Below are 17851 nucleotides of genomic sequence, written 5' to 3'. Positions count from 1 at the left end.
CCGAGCGCCGGAGAGGAGCCCACGATGACGGCTGCGCAGATCCCCCGACAGCAGGTCCCTGCCGCCACGGGCCCGTGGCACACCGCGTCGACCCAGGCCGTGTGCGCGGCGCTGGACGTCGACCCGGCGGTCGGGCTGACGACGGCGCAGGTCGCCGAGCGGCGCGCCCGGTACGGGCCGAACGCGCTCGCGGAGGAGCGCAGGGAGAAGCCGTGGCAGGCGTTCCTGCGCCAGTACCGGGACCTCATGCAGCTCGTCCTCGTCGGGGCGGCGGTCGTGAGCATCATCGCGCTCGGCGACGTCACGACGGGCGTCGTCGTGCTGGGCCTCACCGTGCTCAACGCCCTCATGGGCCTGCACCAGGAGGGCAAGGCCGCCGAGAGCGTCGCGGCGCTGCAGCAGATGCTCGTCATGACGGCCACGGTGCGCCGCGACGGACGCCAGGAGCAGGTGCCCGCGGAGGAGCTCGTGCCGGGCGACGTCGTCGGCTTCGAGGCCGGGAGCAAGATCCCCGCGGACGGGCGGCTGCTCGTCGCGGCGTCGCTGGAGATCGAGGAGGCGGGGCTGACCGGCGAGAGCACCCCGGTCGCCAAGGGCGTCGAGACGGTCGTCGCCGAGGACGCGCCGCTCGGCGACCGCACCGACATGGCGTACATGAACTCGCAGGTGACGCGCGGGCGCGGCGAGATGGTCGTCACGGCGACGGGCATGACGACCGAGGTGGGCCGCATCTCCGGGATGCTCAGCGGCGTCGAGCAGGACAAGACGCCGCTCACGCGCCAGCTCGACCGCATCACCGTGATCATCACGGTCATGGCGGCGATCGCCCTCGTCGTCGTCGTGGTCCTGGGCCTGGTGCGCGGCGAGGACTTCGACAGCCTGTTCGTGGTCGGGATCAGCCTGGCCATCGCCGCGATCCCGACGGGTCTCCCGGCCGTGGTGACGATGCTGCTGTCGCTCGGCACGCGGCGGCTCGCCGAGGAGGGCGCGATCGTCAAGCGCCTCAAGTCGGTCGAGACGCTCGGGTCGACCTCCGCGATCTGCTCGGACAAGACCGGGACCCTCACGCTCAACCAGATGACCGCGCGCCGCCTCGTGCTCGCGGGACGCCGGTTCTCCGTCGACGGCGAGGGCTACTCCACGACCGGCCGCATCCTCGCGGCCGCCGGCTCGACAGACGTGCCGCTCGAGCCCGTCGCGCTGCCCCTCGCGCTCGCGAGCGACGCCGTCGTGCGCGACGGCGAGTGCATCGGCGACCCCACCGAGGGCGCCGTCGTCGTCCTGGCGGCGAAGGCGGGCCTCGACGTCGAGGAGACGCGCGCCGAGCACCCGCGCGTCGCGGAGGTCCCGTTCGACGCGGCGTACAAGTTCATGGCGACGTTCCACGAGATCGACGGCGCGCTGACGTGCTTCGTCAAGGGCGCCCCGGACGTGCTGCTCGCCCGGTCGAGCCGGTACCTCACCGCCGACGGCGGGTCGGCACCGCTCGACGACGACGCGCGGTCGCGCGTGGTGGCGGAGAACGACGCCCTCGCGGGCGAGGGCATGCGCGTGCTCGCGGTGGCGCGGCGTGCCGTGGGCCGCGACGAGCTCGCGGGCGAGCTCCTCGACGCGGTGCGCGACCTCGAGCTGGTCGCGCTCGTCGGGATCGTCGACCCGCCGCGCCGGGAGGCGCGCGACGCCATCGCGGAGTGCCGCGACGCCGGCATCCGCGTGCGGATGATCACGGGCGACCACGTCACCACCGCGGCGGCGATCGCCGGGCAGCTCGGCATCGAGGGCCGCGCGCTGACCGGGGCCGAGTTCGCCGCGATGTCCGACGCGCAGCTCGAGGCGGAGGTCGGCGAGATCGGGGTGGTCGCGCGGGTCGCGCCGGAGGACAAGGTGCGCCTCGTCGACGTGCTCAAGCGCACGGGCGACGTGGTCGCGATGACGGGCGACGGCGTCAACGACGCGCCCGCGCTCACCCGCGCGGACATCGGCGTGGCGATGGGCATCACCGGAACCGAGGTGACCAAGGACGCCGCGGAGATGATCCTCACCGACGACAACTTCGCGACCATCGTGGCCGCCGTGGAGGGTGGCCGCGGGCTCTACGACAACCTCATGAAGTACATCCGCTTCCAGATGGTCGTGCTCGTCGGCTTCATCCTCACGTTCGTGGGCGCGGGCGTCTTCACGGTCGCGGGCGGCACGCCGCTCACGCCGCTCCAGATCCTCTGGGTGAACTTCGCGATCGACGTGCTCCTCGCGATCGGCCTCGGCTTCGACGCCGCGACGCCCGGCCTCATGCGCCGCCGGCCACGGTCTCCCGCCGAGCCCGTCATCGGGCGTGGGCTCGGGGTCCGGCTCGCCGTCGGCGGCGTCCTCATCGCCGTCGGCTCGCTCGTCGCCGTCGCCTGGGGCGAGGCCGACGCCGACCTGGCGGTCGCGACGACGATGGGCCTCACCGCGATGTCGCTCCTGCACGTCGTGGCCGCGCTCGAGTGGCGCGACCCGCGGGCGAGCATCCTCTCGTTCGAGACCCTCGCGAACGGGCGGTTCGTCGTGCTGCTGCTCGCGTCGCTGGGGCTGACGTTCCTCGTCACGACCCTCGACGGCCTGCAGCGGATCTTCGGCACCGTCGACCTCGACGGGGGCCAGTGGGGCGTGTGCGGCCTCGTCGCGCTCGGGTTCCTCGTCCTGGCCGAGCTCGGCAAGCTCGTGCTCCGGCAGGTGGACCGGCACCGGGGCGCGCCCGCCGACTCCGGCGCCTCCGCCCAGGTCTCGCGCGCCCGGGTCTGAGGGCTCCGGGTCAGGGCACGACGCCGAGCTCGCGGCCCCGGCGGACCGCGTCGCGACGCGAGCTCACGCCGAGCTTGCGGTAGACCGACTTGAGGTGCGCCTTGACGGTGTTCACCGAGACGAAGAAGTCCTCGGCGATCTCGACGTTGCTGGCCATCGAGGGCAGCACGGCGAGGATCGCCAGCTCGCGCTCCGTGAGGGGCTCGACGAGCGGGGCGGGCTCCGGCGCCCGGTCCGCCGGGTCGAGGTGGGCGCGCAGCCGCCCGGCGAGCGCGTCGTCGCGTGCCGTGACCGCGCGGGCGAGCGCCGGACGCAGCTCGCGCACGACGAGGGTGAGGAACGGGCGCGCGACCTGCTCGACGGCGGCGAGGTCCAGGGCGCGGGCCAACGGGACCTCGACGCGGCGGGTGCCCGCCCGCGCCAGGGCGGACGCCTCGACGAGCGCCGCCTCGACCCGCACGACGCCGTCCACCTCGTCCTCCCCCGCGTCCACGAGCCCGGCGACCGCGCGCAGCGCGGCCCCGGTCCGCCCCGTGGCGAGCAGCTCGCGCGCGCCGCACACGGCCACGACGGCGGCCGTGCCCAGCCCCTCCCGCCGGACGCGCACCGGCAGCGCGGGCTGCGTCCCGTCGTCGAGCAGGCGGACCGCGGCGGTCGCCCGGACCCACAGGTCGGCGAGCACCGGCGGCGTCGCGACGGGCCCGAGCGCGTGGTCGGCCGCGACCAGCGCGTGCCGCGCGGCCCCGGCGTGCCCGCGGTCCGCCGCCGCGAGGGCCTGGAGGAGCCGGACGGCCGCCTCGGACGCCGGCTCGCGGCCCCCGGCGTCGGCCGCCAGCGCGTGCGCGAGCTCGCGGTCGAGGGCGGAGTCCGACGCACGCAGGTACCGCACCCACGCCCGGGCCGCGTGCGCCGGGCGCGCGTGGGCGTACCCGTCCCAGCCCCGGGGCTCGGCCTCCGCGACCACCGAGCGCGCGGCCGCCTCCCCCTCGTCGAGCCGGCCCTCCGCGACCGCGAGGAGCGACGCCGCTGCCCGCGCCCCGAGGACGAAGAGCTGGGGCGCCCGCCAGTCGCGACCGGGAGGCGGTGCGAGCGGGAACGAGGCCGTCGCCGGCTCGGTGCCCACCGAGCACCACGCGAGGCCCGCGGCGCGGTGGGCCTGCGCGAGGCTGCGGTAGGTGTCGAGCGCCGGGAACGGGTACGGCGCCGCGTCCGCGGTCGCGAGGGCGGCGCCGGCCGCCGTCGCGAGGGCGCGCACGTCGCCCGTCGCGCGCGCGATCGAGGCGTCGAGCAGCTCCAGGAGCACGGCCGCGGCCGGCTGCTCGACGGGGTCGAGGAGGTCGCGCGCCGTCGCGACGTGCCGACGGGCGGCGTCGTACCGCTCGTCGACGTACGCCAGCGCGCCCGCGCACAGGTGCAGCCGCGCGTCGACGCCGATCGTCGCGTAGGGCACGCGCCGCAGGACGTCCGCGACGGTATCGCGGTGGGGGCCCGCGAGCTGGGCGGCCGTGCCCTCCACGAAGACCTCGCCCACGAGGGTCCAGTCCTCGGCGGCGGCCGCGTGCTCGAGGGCCTGCACCGCCTCGCCGTCGCGCGCGAACCAGCGGGCCGCCGCCCGGTGGGCGTCGCGGAGGCAGGCAGGGTCCTCGGCCCGGAGCTGGCTCAGGAGCATCTCGCGCAGGAGCGGGTGGTACCGGTACCAGGTGCGGCGCTCGCCCGCCGCCGTGACGAAGCCGTCGGCCGCGGCCAGGCCCGGGAGCAGCCGCTCTGCCGGCGCCCCCGGGTCGAGGGCCGACGCGAGGTCGGCGCACACGGCCGAGGCGACGCTCGTGCGGAGGAGGAAGCGCCGGACCGTCGGCTCCTGGCGGTCGAGGACCTCGGCCAGGAGGAACTCCGCCGCCGAGCGGTCGGCGCGCGCGCGGCTCGCGGCGTCGTCCGCCTCGACCCGTAGGCGGACGCCGACCGCCCAGCCGCCGGTCTCGTCGAGGACGCGGCCCACCGCGGCCGGGGACAGCGGTCGGCGGTGGGACGCCGCGAGCGTCGTGACGGACGTGGCGTCGAACGCGAGGTCCGCGGCACCGACCTCGGCGACCTCGCCCTGCGCGCGCAACCGCTGCAGCCGCACCAGCGGGTCGACGCGCGTGAGCACGACGAGATGCAGGGGCAGCGGGTAGCGCAGGAGGTCGTCGACTGTCGCCGCGACGTCGGGGCGCGCCGCGTGGTGGAAGTCGTCGAGCACGAGGACGACCGGCTCGGGCAGCTGCTCGACCGCGGAGAGGACGCGCCGCAGGAGCGCCGACGAGAGCCGGGGCGGGACGACGAGCGTCTCGAGCGGGTGCCCCGGGGGGACCGCGCCCGCGGCGCGGAGCGCGGAGAGGACGTCCGCCCAGAACGCCGCGGGCTTGTCGTCGAACGGCTCCAGGGTGAGCCACGCGACCCGCTGCCCGGTGCCGCCGCGCGCCCACCGCGCCACGGCGGTGGTCTTGCCCCAGCCCGGGCCGGCGGACACGAGCGTCAGGCGCCGCGCCACCGCGGCGCCGACGAGCGCCTCGACCCCGGGGCGAGGAAGCGTCGAGGCGGGGAGCGCCGGGACCGCGGTCCGGGCACGCAGCACCTCGAAGGCGTCGGACCGCGCGACGTCCTCGTGCTCGGCGCGTGGCTCGACCGAGGTCATGAGGGCAGGCTATTCCCGGGTCCCGGGAGGCGCAGGGCGAGCGCGGGGCGGACGGCCGTCAGGCCGGCCCGGCCCCGGTCCCCGGGTCGACGGCTCCGCTCACGGACGAGCCCGTCGGCGCGGCGACCGCGGGTGGTCGGGCGAGGATCTCGACCACGACGAGCACGAGACCCGCGACGAGCGCGACACCGACCACGAGGCCCGGCGTGAGCGAGCCGGCGAGCAGGAGGACGAGCGCCGCGACGCCGATGACGACGACGCGCACGAACGTCTTGTGCCGCCCGAGCCAGTCGCCCACCGGACCCGCCGAGACCCCGCGACCCTCGCCCCAGCCGCGCACGGTGGCGCCCAGGCGCCCGAGCCCCGCACGCAGGCTGCGCGCGGACTCGCTCGGTCCGCCGAGGTACGCGGCGAGCGCGACGACGAGGCCGAGCACCCCCACGGTCCGCAGCGTGAGGCGCAGGTACCCGACCGCCTGGTCGAACACCACCTCGGCCGCGTCGAGCCGCAGCACCTGCCCGGAGAGCGCCCCGAGGTACAGGCCGCGCGCGACCGCGAGGCCGACGCCCAGGGCGACCATGGCCCCCGTCAGCACGAGCCCGGCGACGACGAGCGCACGCGACCGCCGGTTCGCCACGAGGACCCCGGCGGCGAGCAGCCCGAGCACGACCCACGGCAGCCACGTCGTGAGGGTGACGATCTGCGCGTACCGGTTCTGGAGCATGACGAGCTCGGCGGACTGGGCGATGGTGAACGTCGCGTCGACCGACGGGATGCGTGCGGCCACGTCCAGCCCGCGGTCGACGAGCCGCTCCTTGAGCAGGTCGATCAGGCCGGAGAGCTGGATGCTGAGGCGGCCGTCGTCGACCTGGAGGATGTCTCCGTCCTCGCCGCGCATGACCGAGACGAGCTGCTGGTGCGCCACGCGGTTCGCCTGGAGCCAGGCGCCCTCGAACGCGTCGCTCTCCACGAGCCGCGTCGCGGTCTCGTGCACGAGCGACTCGACGCCGCTCTGGAGCGGCGCCTCGAGCGCGGCGAGCGCCTGGGTCGCGCGCGGCGGGACGTCCCGCTCCTCCAGCCCTCCGACGAGGTCGTCGACGAGCGCCCCGACGTCGATGCGGGACATGACCTCCTCGGTGAGGCGTCCCGCGACGGCGGACTGCACGACCGGGTCCGCGGCGAGCGGACCGACGGTCGCGACGTACCGGTCGGTGTCGGTCAGCTCGCGCTGCGCCCACGCCGAGACCGCGCCCAGCGGCGCGAGGAGCGCCCCCAGGGTGATGAGCACGGCGCACGCCACGGCCCGCAGGCGGCGCCGGGGGTGGCGCGCGGCCGTCGGTGCCTCGGCGCCCGCGCCCTGGCCGGCCCCGCCACCCGGCGACGGCCGTTCCCCGAGCCGGCGCCGCAGCTCCGCGTTCTCGCGCTCCAGCGCGGCGAGGCGCGCCGCCACGTCGTCGGTCGCGGTCCCCGACCCGGTCCCCGGCGCGGGCTCGCTCTGGTCGGTCATCCCCGGCCCCTCAGGCGAGCGCCCGCGCCTTGAGGCGCGCGAACTCGTCCGCGTCGATCGTCCCGGCGTCGTAGAGCGCCTTCGCGTCCGCGATCTCGCTCGCGGGCGAGCGGCCCGTGCCCGCGGTCGCCCGGACGTAGTCGTCCATCACCTGACGTCGCGCGCGGTCCTCCTCGGCGTGCCGCTCGGCCATGCCACGCCCCCGGGCGATGACGTACACCAGCGCCGACACGTACGGGACGACGATCAGGGCGACGACCCACAGCGCCTTCCACCAGCCGCTGAGCGCCCTGTCGCGGAAAAGGTCGGCCACGATCTGGAACAGCACGACGAGGTAGGCGATGAAGAAGAACCACCACACCATGAGCCAGAACCAGTCCCAGAAGCCGTCCATCGGGCACCTCTCGTCTCAGGTCGCGAACGTTCGCGATGCTCCCACTGTGGGTCGCGGGGCGCCACCGGTGCTCACCCGCCGGGGGTAGTCGCCCGGCGCACCCACCCGGGTGCCACCCGCACCGGGTGATCCGCGTCGCCCGGTCCACGCGCATCCTGGGGCGACGTGGGCGAGCCGGGAGAGGCACATGGACGGCACGACGATGGTCGAGGTGACGGTGCTGGGCCCGGTGGCGCTCCCTGCTGCCGACCTGGCCGAGCTGGGGGTGCGGCGGACCGCGGAGTGCACGCTGCTCGAGGCGACCGTGCGCGACCAGGCCGCGCTCTACGGACTGCTCCAGCGTCTCGCCGCGCTCGGTCTCGAGCTCCTCGAGCTGCGCACCGCGGCGCCCGGGCAGCGGGCCGACGTGGAGGTCGTCGTCCGTGGCCCCGTGGGCGCGCTGGTCCAGGAGATGCTGCGCGACGTCGGCCGGGCCCTGCCGGGGTCCCTCACCTCCTACCGGCTCCGGGACACCGACCTGGCGGGCCTCCTCGCGGTCGTGGCGGACCTGGGTCCGCAGGCGGTCGACGACGAGTCGCCGGTCTCGGCGATGGACGCGAAGATCGCCCAGCTCCGCGAGCTCGCGGCGCTGCGCGACCAGGGCGTGCTCACGGACACCGAGCTCGCGGAGCAGAAGGCGCGCATCCTCGGGCGCTGACCCGTCGGCCGTCCGCGCCGCGGCCCCGCGACGTTGCGCGAGCGCGTATCCCTTGACACTCGGAAAGCGCCTTCCCTACGCTGCGAGGGTCGCGCGCACGGACGTGCAGCTCGAGCCGGACGGAGAGCAGGACGCGGCGGTCGAGGGGCCGCCACCGACCGCGCGCGCGACCCGTGCGGACCTCCGCCGCGACGATGCGGCCGCGGGACCCGACGGCGTGCAGGAAGCGACCCGGCGACGGACGGCCGGCGGGTCGGGAGACATGACAGCGCTCACCGGTGTGTCGTGCCAGCACCATCCGACGAAGTGGAGCAGACGATGACGTCTACGCATTCGAGCCGACGAGGGAGGACGGCGCTCGCCGTCGCCCTCGCGGCGGTCCTGGGAGGGACCCTCCTCGTGCCACCCGCGGCCGCAGAGGTCGCCGAGGACGAGTTCACCGAGATCCTCAGCTTCGAGGGCTACCAGCGCACCGCCCTCAACGGCCAGGACGGCTGGTCGGCCTCGGCCGCGGCCCGGGTCGTCGCGGACCCGCTCAACGGCAACAACCAGGTCCTCGAGATGGTCGGCGGCACCCAGCGCGCCCACCGCGCGGTCCCCGGGATCGCCGACGGCACGACCGGGACCGTGTTCTTCCGCTTCATGCGGACCGGCAGCGTCGACACGTCGTTCGGCATCACGGACAACGACGCGCCGTCCGACTACGCGCACAGCCGCGCGTACGTGAACAACCAGAACAACGACGTGATGCTCGTGCGGGACGGCGGCGCCTTCAAGCCCGCCGGCGTCTGGTCTCGGGACACGTGGCAGTGCGTGTGGATCGTCGCCGACAACGCGACGGACAAGGTCAGCGTCTACAGCCAGGGCGGCCCGTACGAGGAGATCACCCGGCTGCCCGAGGGCACGGAGCAGCAGTTCGGCTTCCGCCAGGGCGTCACCTCGGCGCTCGACCGGTTCTTCTGGATCAACGGCGCCAGCAGCGCGGGCCGCCTCATGCTCGACGACGTCGCGGTCGACACGGCGGGGCAGAACCTCGCGATCCCGACGGGCAACCCCGCCGACTGCGCCGCGGGCGGCACCACGCCGAACGAGCCGCTGCTCAACCCGCTGCCCGACCCGACGCCGTCGACCCTCGGCATCGAGGTGACGGAGCTGGCCCAGCTCCCGGCGTCGCAGACGACCCCGGCGACGCAGGACCCGCGCCTCGTGCGCCACAACCGCATCACGCACCTCGACGAGATCCCGGACGGCTCGGGCCGCCTCATGGTGCCGGACAACAACGCGGTCCTCTACACCGTGGACAAGGACACGGGCGCCTACGTGCCCTACCTCGACGTGCGCCAGCAGTTCCTCGACAACTTCCACAACAGCGCAGGCCTGGGCACCGGCCTCGGCTCCGCCGAGTTCCACCCCGACTTCGCCGAGAACGGGCTGTTCTACACGGTGCACACCGAGGGCGGCACGGCGCTGACGGAGGACACCCCGGACTACCCCGCGTACGGCAACACCCAGTTCCACAGCGTCGTCACCGAGTGGAAGGCGACCGACCCGTCCGCCCCGGTCTTCGCGGGCACGAGCCGCGAGGTCCTGCGCGTGCCGTTCGCCGGCCGCGTGCACACGGTGCAGCAGATCGCGTTCAACCCCACGGTCACCGAGGGGGACGCCGACTACGGCAACCTCTACGTCCTCGTGGGCGACGGCGGCAACGGCGTCGGCAACGGCAACCCGCAGAACCTCGCGACGCCGCAGGGCAAGGTCTTCCGCATCGACCCGCTCGGCACGAACGCCGCGAACGGCCGGTACGGCATCCCGGCGGACAACCCGTTCGTCGGCACGCCGGGCGCGCTGCCGGAGATCTACGCCGTCGGCCTGCGCGACCCGCACCGCATCAGCTGGGACCCCGAGGGCGACCACACGATGTACCTCGGGCACATCGGCGAGTGGCAGGTCGAGTCGGTGTACGCCGTCGAGCCGGGCGACAACTTCGGCTGGTCCGTGCGCGAGGGGTCGTTCCTCGCCGACAACCGGCAGATCTACCCGCTGCCCGCGAACGACGCCGAGAACGGCTTCACCTACCCCGTGGCCGCCTACGACCACAACCGCGACCCCGGTCAGACCGGCGACGCGGGCGTCGCGCTCAACGGCGGGTTCGTCTACCGCGGCGACATCCCCGAGCTGCGCGGACGCTACCTCTTCACGGACCTCGTGCGCGGCTGGGTGCTGGCCACCGAGGCGGACGAGATGGTCCGCAACGACGGCGACCTCGAGGACTTGGCCGAGATCGAGCACCTGCGCGTGTTCGCCGACGGCGCGGAGACGACCTTCCAGGAGCTCGTCGGCGACCAGCGCGTCGACCTGCGCTTCGGGTCCGACGCCGACGGCGAGCTCTACCTGATCTCGAAGGCCAACGGGAAGATCTGGCAGGTCACCGGCGCGCGGCGCGTCGGGGCGTCCTCGCCCGTCGTGCTCCCCGAGCTCGCCGGGAACGTCGCGGCGCACTACGACTTCGACCACCCGGTCGCGGGCTCGACGACGTGGGAGGCGGACCAGGGCTGGTCCGGCACGAACATCCAGCTCGTCAACGGCGGGGTGGAGATGCGCGTGGCCGACCGGGCCTACCCGGGCGCGGGCGAGGCGCTGCAGACGCAGCAGATGAGCCCGCTCACGGCGTCGAACGACGACTGGAAGGCCGGCGTCTACGACCCCGCGGGCGTGGACTCGCTCGGGGCGTTCGCGGACGCCGACGAGATCTCCGTCATGGGCTGGTTCAAGCCGACCGGCGAGCACCCCGCCCTCAACTCCGGCACGGCGAACCCCGACGACCGCTACAACGCGATCGGCCTCGCCGGGGTGCTGACCGGGGACTCCGACGGCCACGCCGTGCGCGCGCTGCTCGAGGTCATCACCGTCGGTGACGAGCTCAAGCTCGTGGCCCTGGGGCGTCGCGTCGACGGCGGCGGCTCGTGGACGTTCGCGGCCGACCTCCCGTGGGACCAGATCCTCGAGCGCAACCGCTGGGTCCACCTCGCGGCGACGTTCGACTTCGCGGGCGGCGAGATGAAGCTCTACATGAACGGCGAGGAGCTCGAGGGCCGGTACACGGCCTCGAACCCCTGGGGTGCCGGCTCCACCTCCCCGACCGACCCGCGGGGGATCAAGATCGGCGGCAGCTTCCCGCAGGACACGCGGGAAGCCAACCCGTTCCACGGCCGCATGGACGACCTCATGTTCCTCGACACCGTCCCGACGCCGGAGCAGGTCGCGGCGCAGTACGCCCGGTTCGGCGCGCAGCCGGTCGAGCCGCCGGCGCCGCCGTCGTGCGCACCGGCGGGCGAGCCGGTCACGGACGTCATGGCCGCCGAGAACTGGGCGCCCCGCACGCCGTCGAAGTGGCAGTTCCCCGGCGACGCGATCGTCCTCGCCCAGGCGGGCGACAACCCGAACGACGGCATCCGCCGGCCGTTCGAGTACGCCGTCCTCACCGAGGGCCCCGAGCTCGGCTCGTTCGCGCTCGACGCCGAGGTGAAGCTCGACGCCCCGGCGTCGGTGAACAACCGGGACGTGATCGTGGTGTTCGGCTGGCAGTCGGACACGCAGTACTACTACGCCCACCTGTCGCAGGACAACACGATCTACGCCCACAACGGCATCTTCAAGGTCGACGGCAAGGACCGGGAGCGGATCGACGACCAGTGGGACGGCGCGGTCGGGGCTCCCCCGGCGGTCACGGACGAGGAGTGGCACGACGTGCGCGTCGTGCGCTGCGCGGACAGCGGCGACATCGCCGTGTACCTCGACGGCCTCGACACCCCGCTCCTCACCGCGAACGACACGACGTTCACCGAGGGACGTGCCGGCTTCGGGTCGTTCGACAACACCGGCAGCCTGCGCGACCTCGTGGTCACGCCGGCCGCGGAACCGGCCGAGGTCGAGCTCGACGTGGCGGTCTCGCCGCGCTGCCTCGCCGGCAAGGCGTACCTCGCCGTCGCGGCGACGAACGCGTCCGACGTGCCGGCCGACGTGACCCTGACGACCGCCTTCGGGTCCCGCACGGTGGCTGACGTCCAGCCCGGCCAGGCCGCCTACCAGTCGTTCGCGTCGCGGGCGACCGCCCTCGACGCGGGGTCGGTCACGGTCTCCGCGACGGCCACGGTCGACGGCGAGGAGGTGTCGAGCGAGGTGGTCGTCGAGCACGCGGCGCACACCTGCGGGTGACGCCCGGCTCGTGGCCCGGGGGTCCTGACCCCCGGGCCTGACCGCACGAACCGCCCCGGCTCCGTCCAGGCTGCGTCCGACCAGCCCGCGGGACCGGGGCGGTCCGTGCGTGCGGACCGCGGCCGCCGGCGGTCACCCGGCCGCGAGCGCCGCCCCACCGCGCCGGAGCGCGAGGACGAGCGAGCCGGCGACGAAGTAGTCCTCGTCGACCTCGTGCCGCGCCTCCCGGACCGCCCGGCGCAGGTCCTCCGCGCGGGCCGCGAGGGTGCGCAGCGCCGCCTCGTCCGCGGGCACCGCGGAGACGGAGCGCAGCGCGGCGGCGTAGGCGTCGAGCGCACGGGCCGCGAGCGGCCGCAGCCGAGCCCCGAGGGCCAGGTCGTCGCGTCCCTCGCGCTCCCACTCGACCAGGAGCCGGACGAGCGACCCCACGACGTCGGCCGACACCTCCAGCTCCTGCGAGCGCCGCACCTGCGAGACCGCCCAGTCCCGGTGCCGGCGCAGGCGGAGGTTCGCCCGCGCGGCCTCGCGCGTGCGTGCGACGGCGTCGCGCGCACGGACGAGCGTCGGGTCCACCTCGCGGCGGCGTTCCTCCCACTCCTCCGCGGACGGCGGCCGGTCGCCGTCGAGCCCGTCCGCGAGCGCCTCGACCTGGTCCGCGAGCGTGTCGCGCAGCCCGTCGAGCGCGTCCTCCGTGGGGGTGAGCGGCAACGGGGGGACGAGGAGGTTGATCCCCACGCCGATGGCGGCGCCGACGACGACGAGACCGGCATAGGCACCGACGAACTCGACCTTGGCCGCGTTGCCGATGATGAGGACGAACAGCGCCGACGTCACCGCCCACGTGCCCATCTCGCCGAAGCGGCGCCACCCCGCGCACAGGAGCGCGAGCCCCACGACGAGCGCGACGGACAGCGCGCTCGGGGAGAGGACGAGGTCGACGCCACGCGCGATGGCCGCGCCGACGAGGATCGCGAGGATCGCCTGGGCGGACTCGCGGACCGAGCGGGCGAGGGTGCTCGTCGTCGCGACGACGGCGCCCAGCGGCGCGTAGTACGGGTAGTCGGAGAAGGGCTCGGGCGCGAGCACGCCGACGAACCAGGCGAGCGCGGCCGCGACGGCCCCCTTGACCGCGAGCGACCACCGGGGGTGCCGCACCCAGCGCCGGGCCGCGGCGGCGACCGCACGGCGCGCCCAGGTGGGCCCCTCCCCGTCGGGCCCGTGCGGGGCCGCCCGGTCGTCCGTCGTCACGAGCACGAGGATCGCCCCTCGTGCCGGCACCCGCACGTCGCCTCCCCACGGCGGCCCGGGGTGTGAGCGGGAGGGGCCGGTGCTTCACTGGCGGCGTCGGTGCAGAGTCCCGCCGACGCCGTCGGGCACGGTGGCGTCTCGGGCGTGCTGACGCCGCCGCGGTCGGCACGACGACCACGGAAGGACGACGACCCATGCGAGCACTGACCTGGCAGGGACGCGAGAGGGTGAGCGTCGAGGACGTGCCGGACCCGCGCATCGAGGAGCCGACGGACGCGGTCGTGCGCGTGACGTCGACCGCGATCTGCGGCTCCGACCTGCACCTGTACGGGGTGCTCGGGATGTTCCTCGACGCGGGCGACGTCCTCGGTCACGAGGCGATGGGCGTCGTCGAGGAGGTCGGCCCGGAGGCCGGGGGCCTGCAGGTCGGCGACCGCGTCGTGGTCCCGTTCACCATCGCGTGCGGGCGCTGCTGGATGTGCGAGCGCGGCCTGCAGACCCAGTGCGAGACGACGCAGGTGCGCTCCCAGGACAAGGGCGCCGCGCTCTTCGGGTACACCAAGCTCTACGGCCAGGTTCCCGGCGGGCAGGCGCAGTACCTGCGCGTGCCGCAGGCGCAGTACGGACCGATGGTCGTGCCCGACGACGGCTCCCCGGACGAGCGCTACCTCTACCTGTCGGACGTCCTGCCCACCGCGTGGCAGGCGGTCGAGTACGCCGACGTCCCGCCCGGCGGCACGGTCGTGGTCCTCGGCCTCGGCCCTATCGGGCAGATGTCGGCCCGGATCGCGCTCCTCCGCGGAGCGTCCCGCGTCGTGGGCGTCGACCTCGTCCCCGAGCGGCGCGCGATGGCCGAGCGGCACGGCGTCGAGACCCTCGACCCGTCCGCCGTCGACGACCTCGCCGTGGCGGTGCGCGACCTCACCTCGGGCCGCGGCGCCGACTCCGTCATCGACGCGGTCGGCATGGAGGCCCACGGCTCCCCTCTCGCCGAGGCCACGCAGAAGGTGGTGGGCCTGCTGCCGGACCTGCTGTCGGCGCCCCTCACCGAGCGCGCCGGGGGCGACCGCCTCGCCGCCCTCTACACGGCGTTCGACCTCGTCCGCCGCGGCGGCACGGTCTCGATCTCGGGCGTCTACGGCGGTGCCAAGGACCCGTTGCCGATGATGCAGCTCTTCGACAAGCAGCTGACGCTGCGCATGGGCCAGGCGAACGTGCGCCGGTGGACCGACGACGTCCTCCCCCTCGCGGCCGACGTCTCCGACCCGCTCGGCGTCCTGGACCTGCGCACGCACCGGCTCCCGCTCGAGTCCGCGCCCGAGGCGTACCGCACGTTCCAGCGCAAGGAAGACGGCTGCATCAAGGTCGTGCTCGACCCGTGGGCCTGACCACCGTCGAAGCCGTCGTCGTCGGCGCGGGGCCCAACGGTCTCGTCGCCGCGAACGCGCTCGCGGACGCGGGCTGGGACGTCCTCGTCCTGGAGGCGCAGGAGACGTACGGCGGCGCGGTCCGCTCCGCCCAGGTCGCCGCGCCGGGGTTCGAGACGGACCTCTTCAGCGCGTTCTACCCGCTCGCGGCCGGGTCGCCCGTCGTCCGGGGGCTCCACCTGGAGGACCACGGGCTGTCGTGGTCGCGCGCACCGGACGCCCTGGCCCACGTACTGGACGACGGTCGGGCCGCCGTCCTGCGCGAGCGGGCGGTGGACACCGCCGCAGGGCTGGAGGAGTTCGCGACCGGGGACGGCGACGCGTGGCTCGAGCTCGTCGCGGGCTGGGACCGCGTGCGCGACCCGCTCCTGGACGCGCTCTTCAGCCCCCTGCCCGCGGCGGGGCCGGTGCTGCGCGTGCTGCGCCGCCTCGGGGCTGCGGGGACGCTCGACCTCGCGCGCCTGGCCGTGCTGCCCGTGCGCCGCCTCGCCGACGAGACGTTCCGCGGCGAGGGCGGCGGCCTGCTCCTCACCGGCAACGCCATGCACGCCGACGTCCCGCCCGACGCCGCCGGCAGCGGCGTGTTCGGCTGGCTGCTCGCGATGCTGGGTCAGGACGTGGGCTTCCCCGTCCCGACGGGCGGCGCCGGGCGCCTCCCGGACGCGCTCGTCGCCCGGCTGCGCGCCCGCGGCGGGGACGTCGTCACCGGCGCGCGGGTCGACCGGGTGCACGTGGTGCGGGGCCGCGCGGTCGGCGTGAGCACGGCCGACGGTCGGCACGTGCGGGCGCGCCACGCGGTCCTCGCCGACGTCAGCGCGCCCGCGCTCTACCTCGACCTCGTGGGTGCCGACCGGCTGCCGCCGCGGCTCGTGCGCGACCTCGGCCGGTTCCAGTGGGACCACCCGACCCTCAAGGTGAGCTGGGCGCTCGACCGGCCCGTGCCCTGGACCGCGCCCGGCGCCCGGTCGGCCGGGACGGTGCACCTCGGGGTCGACCGGGCCGGGTTCGTGGACGTCTCGGCCGCGCTGTCCCGGGGCCGCGTCCCCGACCGGCCGTTCCTCGTGCTCGGGCAGATGACGACCTCCGACCCGTCGCGCTCCCCCGCCGGGACGGAGTCCGCCTGGGCCTACACGCACCTGCCCCACGGCCTGCGCTGGACGCGCGAGGCCGTCGCGGACGAGGTGCAGCGCGTCGAGGACACGGTCGAGGCCGCGGCGCCCGGGTTCGCCGACGCGGTCGTCGGACGCTTCGTGCAGTCTCCGGCCGACCTCGAGGCCGCCGACGCCAACCTGGCGGGCGGGGCCGTCAACGGCGGCACGTCCGCCGTGCACCAGGAGCTGTTCCTGCGGCCGACGCCCGGCCTGGGCCGGCCGGAGACGCCGGTCGCGTCGCTCTACCTCGCGAGCGCGTCCGCCCACCCCGGCGGCGGGGTGCACGGCGCGTGCGGGTGGAACGCGGCGCGCGCCGCGCTCGCCGCCGCGGGCGCCCGCGGGGCGCTCCGGCGCGCGCTCGTGCGGACCGCGTGGGCGCGGCTCCTGCGCGAGCCCTGACCGCACGCGGACCATCCGCCGGCCACCGGGCCGAGGACGTGCCGGGACGGATCGAGGGCACGTCGTCGGCAGGTCGGGTGCTACGGGTTCCGGCGCTCGGCGAGGAACGCGAGCCGACGCAGCGTCTCGACGTTCCGCGGGCCGATCACCGCGCTGCGCAGGGGCCGCGGGACGAGCGTCCCCGGCCCCTTCTCGGCGTCCTCGGCGATGCGCACGACGCACCCGTCGGCGGTGGGCGCCACCTCGATCCGCACCCGTGCCTCCCCCGCGGGCCAGCCCCGTGCCTGCAGGTCGATCCCGCGGCCCGGCTCCCAGGCACGTACGACGGTCTCGTCGTCGAGCAGCGCGGGCCAGAGCCCGACCGAGTGGAGGATCCGCGACCCCGGCGCGGGCCACGCGTCGTCGACGGCGCGCACGCGCGCCGTCCCGACCACCCACGTCGCGTACGACCAGCCGTCCGCGAGCACGCCGAGGACCGCGTCCGGGCGGCACCGTACGGCCCGTGCGACGGTCACCATGAGGCGACGCTAGTCCCGCGCCCGGCACTGGCAACCGCTCGCGGTCGGGGCGCTCGTGCGCGCGTGCGCGCGCCGCCGGACGTAGCGTGGGAGGCCCCCCGCGACGACGCGGGGACCACCCTCAGGAAGGGGCACGCGCCATGGGTATCGCCCGCTTTCCGCAGGAGTTCGCGGTGCGCGCCGCGACGATCCTCGACCACGGCCTCGAGGTCAGCGTGACGATGCGCCAGGCGGGGGTGAGCGTGCGGGCCGGGAGCAGCAGCGACGCGGCCGCCCGCTGCGACCAGGCCGAGGCGCTCGACGACGCCGGGCCGTGCGTGGACGCCATGGACGTCGGCTCCCGGCTCGTCGTCGCGGTCGCGGACGCGGCGCGGTGGGAGCGCTGGTCGCGCCAGGCGCGCCTGGAGGGCTTCGTCTCGACCGCGGCGGTCCCGGCGACGGTCGCGGACGACGTCGCCGTCGCCCTCAACCTCTACTCCCGCACCCCCGATCCCTGGACCCCGGAGCTGCTCGCCGCGGCCGACTCGTACGCTCAGCTCGTCGCCTCGGCGGTACGCCTGCGCCTCGAGCTCGCCGAGCTCGAGGACGCGACCGCCGGGTTCTACCGCGACATGTCGGACGCCGTCGCCACGGAGCGCGCCGTCGGCGCGATCATGCAGACGAACCAGTGCTCCGCCGAGGAGGCGCGGCGCATCATCGACTCGGCCTCGCGGCACCGGAACGTGAGCCCGCGCGAGGTCGCCGAGCAGCTCCTGCGGGCGCTCGTCGTGTCGGAGCCGTTCGAGCCGCCCGAGCCGTCCGAGCCGCCCGAGCCGTCCGAGGACGAGCCGGGCGCGTGAG

The 17851-nt window shown here is 75.5% G+C and carries 11 protein-coding genes; 6 read left to right on the top strand and 5 right to left on the bottom strand.

The genetic code is table 11. The annotated features are described in order from the left end of the window. Positions 1-24 precede the first annotated feature (24 nt). Positions 25-2784 (top strand): HAD-IC family P-type ATPase, encoded by a 2760-nt coding sequence (locus ABRQ22_RS08015; protein WP_253049796.1) that lies wholly within the window; start codon positions 25-27, stop codon positions 2782-2784. A 10-nt stretch (positions 2785-2794) separates the two neighbouring features. On the opposite strand, the gene ABRQ22_RS08010 is transcribed toward ABRQ22_RS08015, so the two are convergent. The 3 genes from ABRQ22_RS08010 to ABRQ22_RS08000 are packed head-to-tail and all read right to left on the bottom strand — an operon-like array spanning position 2795 to position 7356. After that, positions 2795-5455: a LuxR C-terminal-related transcriptional regulator gene (locus ABRQ22_RS08010; RefSeq protein ID WP_353709161.1), complete on the bottom strand. Its 2661-nt coding sequence runs from the start codon at positions 5453-5455 to the stop codon at positions 2795-2797. A 58-nt stretch (positions 5456-5513) separates the two neighbouring features. Continuing rightward, the gene (locus tag ABRQ22_RS08005) at positions 5514-6962 is read right to left on the bottom strand and encodes a hypothetical protein (RefSeq protein WP_353709160.1); all 1449 of its coding nucleotides are present in this window, start codon (positions 6960-6962) and stop codon (positions 5514-5516) included. Between the two features lie 10 nt (positions 6963-6972). Beyond that, positions 6973-7356, bottom strand: coding sequence for an SHOCT domain-containing protein (locus tag ABRQ22_RS08000; RefSeq protein ID WP_253049801.1), 384 nt, complete (start codon positions 7354-7356; stop codon positions 6973-6975). A gap of 187 nt (positions 7357-7543) precedes the next feature. On the opposite strand from ABRQ22_RS08000, the gene ABRQ22_RS07995 reads away from it, so the two are divergent. Continuing rightward, the gene (locus ABRQ22_RS07995) at positions 7544-8053 is read left to right on the top strand and encodes an SHOCT domain-containing protein (RefSeq protein WP_353709159.1); all 510 of its coding nucleotides are present in this window, start codon (positions 7544-7546) and stop codon (positions 8051-8053) included. A gap of 318 nt (positions 8054-8371) precedes the next feature. Next, positions 8372-12268: a PQQ-dependent sugar dehydrogenase gene (locus tag ABRQ22_RS07990; RefSeq protein WP_353709158.1), complete on the top strand. Its 3897-nt coding sequence runs from the start codon at positions 8372-8374 to the stop codon at positions 12266-12268. A gap of 132 nt (positions 12269-12400) precedes the next feature. Here the strand turns inward: ABRQ22_RS07990 and ABRQ22_RS07985 are convergent, their stop codons facing one another. Continuing rightward, positions 12401-13546, bottom strand: coding sequence for a hypothetical protein (locus tag ABRQ22_RS07985; RefSeq protein ID WP_353709157.1), 1146 nt, complete (start codon positions 13544-13546; stop codon positions 12401-12403). A gap of 164 nt (positions 13547-13710) precedes the next feature. On the opposite strand from ABRQ22_RS07985, the gene ABRQ22_RS07980 reads away from it, so the two are divergent. Both ABRQ22_RS07980 and ABRQ22_RS07975 read left to right on the top strand, forming a co-directional pair. Further along, a complete protein-coding gene (locus tag ABRQ22_RS07980) occupies positions 13711-14904 on the top strand; it encodes a zinc-dependent alcohol dehydrogenase (protein WP_353709156.1) in 1194 nt (397 codons plus the stop codon). Beyond that, positions 14895-16493, top strand: a complete 1599-nt coding sequence (locus tag ABRQ22_RS07975) for an NAD(P)/FAD-dependent oxidoreductase (protein WP_353709155.1) — start codon at positions 14895-14897, stop codon at positions 16491-16493. The genes ABRQ22_RS07980 and ABRQ22_RS07975 overlap by 10 nt, the downstream gene beginning before the upstream one ends. 80 nt (positions 16494-16573) lie before the next feature. Here ABRQ22_RS07975 and ABRQ22_RS07970 read toward each other — a convergent pair whose 3' ends face one another. Continuing rightward, complete coding sequence (locus tag ABRQ22_RS07970) at positions 16574-17011, bottom strand: SRPBCC family protein (protein ID WP_353709154.1); 438 nt, start codon at positions 17009-17011, stop codon at positions 16574-16576. Between the two features lie 140 nt (positions 17012-17151). On the opposite strand from ABRQ22_RS07970, the gene ABRQ22_RS07965 reads away from it, so the two are divergent. Beyond that, positions 17152-17850 carry an ANTAR domain-containing protein gene (locus ABRQ22_RS07965; RefSeq protein WP_353709153.1) on the top strand — a complete coding sequence of 233 codons (699 nt, stop codon included), beginning with the start codon at positions 17152-17154 and terminating at the stop codon, positions 17848-17850. Position 17851: the final 1 nt, after the last annotated feature.

It is taken from the genome of Cellulosimicrobium sp. ES-005 (assembly GCF_040448685.1).
Lineage (GTDB): Bacteria > Actinomycetota > Actinomycetes > Actinomycetales > Cellulomonadaceae > Cellulosimicrobium > Cellulosimicrobium cellulans_G.
This window is presented reverse-complemented; position numbering and strand designations above follow the sequence as displayed.

What these genes read in the sequence shown, in the direction of transcription:
- ABRQ22_RS08015 (WP_253049796.1), top strand. Translation starts at nt 25, where the DNA reads ATGACGGCTGCGCAGATCCCCCGACAGCAGGTCCCTGCCGCCACGGGC.
- ABRQ22_RS08010 (WP_353709161.1), bottom strand. Translation starts at nt 5,455, where the DNA reads ATGACCTCGGTCGAGCCACGCGCCGAGCACGAGGACGTCGCGCGGTCC.
- ABRQ22_RS08005 (WP_353709160.1), bottom strand. Translation starts at nt 6,962, where the DNA reads ATGACCGACCAGAGCGAGCCCGCGCCGGGGACCGGGTCGGGGACCGCG.
- ABRQ22_RS08000 (WP_253049801.1), bottom strand. Translation starts at nt 7,356, where the DNA reads ATGGACGGCTTCTGGGACTGGTTCTGGCTCATGGTGTGGTGGTTCTTC.
- ABRQ22_RS07995 (WP_353709159.1), top strand. Translation starts at nt 7,544, where the DNA reads ATGGACGGCACGACGATGGTCGAGGTGACGGTGCTGGGCCCGGTGGCG.
- ABRQ22_RS07990 (WP_353709158.1), top strand. Translation starts at nt 8,372, where the DNA reads ATGACGTCTACGCATTCGAGCCGACGAGGGAGGACGGCGCTCGCCGTC.
- ABRQ22_RS07980 (WP_353709156.1), top strand. Translation starts at nt 13,711, where the DNA reads ATGCGAGCACTGACCTGGCAGGGACGCGAGAGGGTGAGCGTCGAGGAC.
- ABRQ22_RS07970 (WP_353709154.1), bottom strand. Translation starts at nt 17,011, where the DNA reads ATGGTGACCGTCGCACGGGCCGTACGGTGCCGCCCGGACGCGGTCCTC.
- ABRQ22_RS07965 (WP_353709153.1), top strand. Translation starts at nt 17,152, where the DNA reads ATGGGTATCGCCCGCTTTCCGCAGGAGTTCGCGGTGCGCGCCGCGACG.